Raw genomic sequence first — 1,624 nt, 5'->3', positions numbered from 1 at the left:
GGGGGCGTCGGTGCTGGTCGAAACCGCGCGGCGGACCTTGCTGTTCGATGCCGGCCCGGGGCCGGAGTCGACGCACGCCGGCACGCGGATCGTCGCGCCGGCGTTGCGGGCGCGCGGCATCGCGGCAATCGATTCGCTCGTGCTCAGTCATGCGGATGCCGACCATGCGGGCGGTGCGCCGGCCGTCTATGCGGCGGCCGACGTGCGCCAGTTGCTGGCCGGCATTCCGCCGACGAACCGGCTGTGGCGCGACGCCGAGGCCGCCGGCGTCGCCGACCGGCTGCCGTGCGCGGCCGGGCAGCGCTGGACCTGGGACGGCGTCGTCTTCACGATCCTGTGGCCGCGCGGCGGCCCGGGCGCGGGCTCGTCGAACGGGCAGTCGTGCGTGCTGCGCGTCGACGCGGGCGGCACGTCCGCGTTGTTGACTGGCGACATCGATGCCCGCGGCGAACGCGAGCTCGTGAACGCGACGCCCGACGCGCTGGCCGCGCAGATCCTGGTCGTGCCGCATCACGGCAGCCGCACGTCGTCGGTCGAGCCTTTCCTCGATTCGGTCGGGCCGCGCGTCGCGGTATTTCCTGTAGGCTATCGCAATCGTTTCGGGCATCCGCACCGGACCGTCCTCGCGCGCTACGAGGCGCGCGGGATACCGCTGCCGCGCACCGATCGCGACGGTGCCGTGCGGTTCGACGTCGCGCCGGCCGGCGGCGGGTTCGCATTCGCGCGTTATCGCGACGAGCGACGCCGGTACTGGATGGAGCGGTGACGGCGGGCGGGACGGAAAGCGCGGCTCCGCGCACCGTGCCGGCGCGCGAGCCCGACAGAACGCAAAGCATGGAGCCGGAGCACGTGCCGAAGCACTCACTCCGGTCGACACAGGAGACATCGGCGTTTGAAGGACATCCTCCACTTCTCGCATGCGAACGGCTTCCCGGCGTCCACGTACCGGACGATCTTCGCCGAACTGGCCGACGACTACGAGCTGCGCTACATCGAGCGGATCGGCCATGACCGCCGCTATCCGGTGACGCGCGACTGGCCGCATCTCGTCGAGCAGCTGCTCGACGACATCGGCAGCCGCTACGAGCGCCCGGTATGGCTCGTCGGCCATTCGCTCGGCGGCTACCTGTCGCTGATGGCCGCGCTGAAGAAGCCGCAATGGGTGCGCGGCGTCGTGATGATCGACTCGCCGATCATCGCCGGATGGCGTGCCGGCGCGTTGCGGGCGAGCCAGTGGGCGGGGCTCGACGAGCGGTTGTCGCCGGCCGCCGCGACGCGCAACCGGCGCACGCGCTGGGTGAGCCGCGACGAAGTCTGGCGGCACTTCCGCGAGAAGCCGGCGTTCGCGCGCTGGGACGAACGGATGCTGGCCGACTACATCGATTACGGGATTCCGCAGGCTGGCGCCGACGGCGAGCGGGCGCTCGCGTTCGACCGGCAGGTCGAATACCTGATCTACCGGACGTTGCCGCACACGCTCGGCCCGCGGCTCGCGCACGGCGCGCCGGTGCCGCTCGGTTTCCTCGCCGGCACGCGTTCGCGCGAGGTGCGGCAGGTCGGGCTCGATGCGACGCGGCGGGCGGCGCGCGGCCGCGTCGAGTGGCTGGAAGGCAGCCACCTGTTA

Annotated in this window: 2 protein-coding genes; both read left to right on the top strand. The window is 72.1% G+C overall.

All coding sequences use genetic code 11. The features are described from left to right. Nucleotides 1–766, top strand: a 766-nt coding sequence (locus G3N62_RS35305) for a ComEC/Rec2 family competence protein (RefSeq protein ID WP_206141539.1), incomplete at its 5' end; no start/stop codon positions are given. 126 nt (nt 767–892) lie between these two features. Next, the coding region (locus G3N62_RS35300; protein ID WP_206141538.1) for an alpha/beta hydrolase at nt 893–1,624 on the top strand (732 nt) is incomplete at its 3' end.

The sequence above is a fragment of the Burkholderia sp. Tr-20355 genome (genome assembly GCF_017104685.1).
In the GTDB taxonomy this organism is placed as follows: Bacteria; Pseudomonadota; Gammaproteobacteria; order Burkholderiales; family Burkholderiaceae; genus Burkholderia; species Burkholderia seminalis.
Note: the sequence above shows the minus strand (reverse complement) of the source record. Positions and strands in the feature narration are given on the sequence as shown.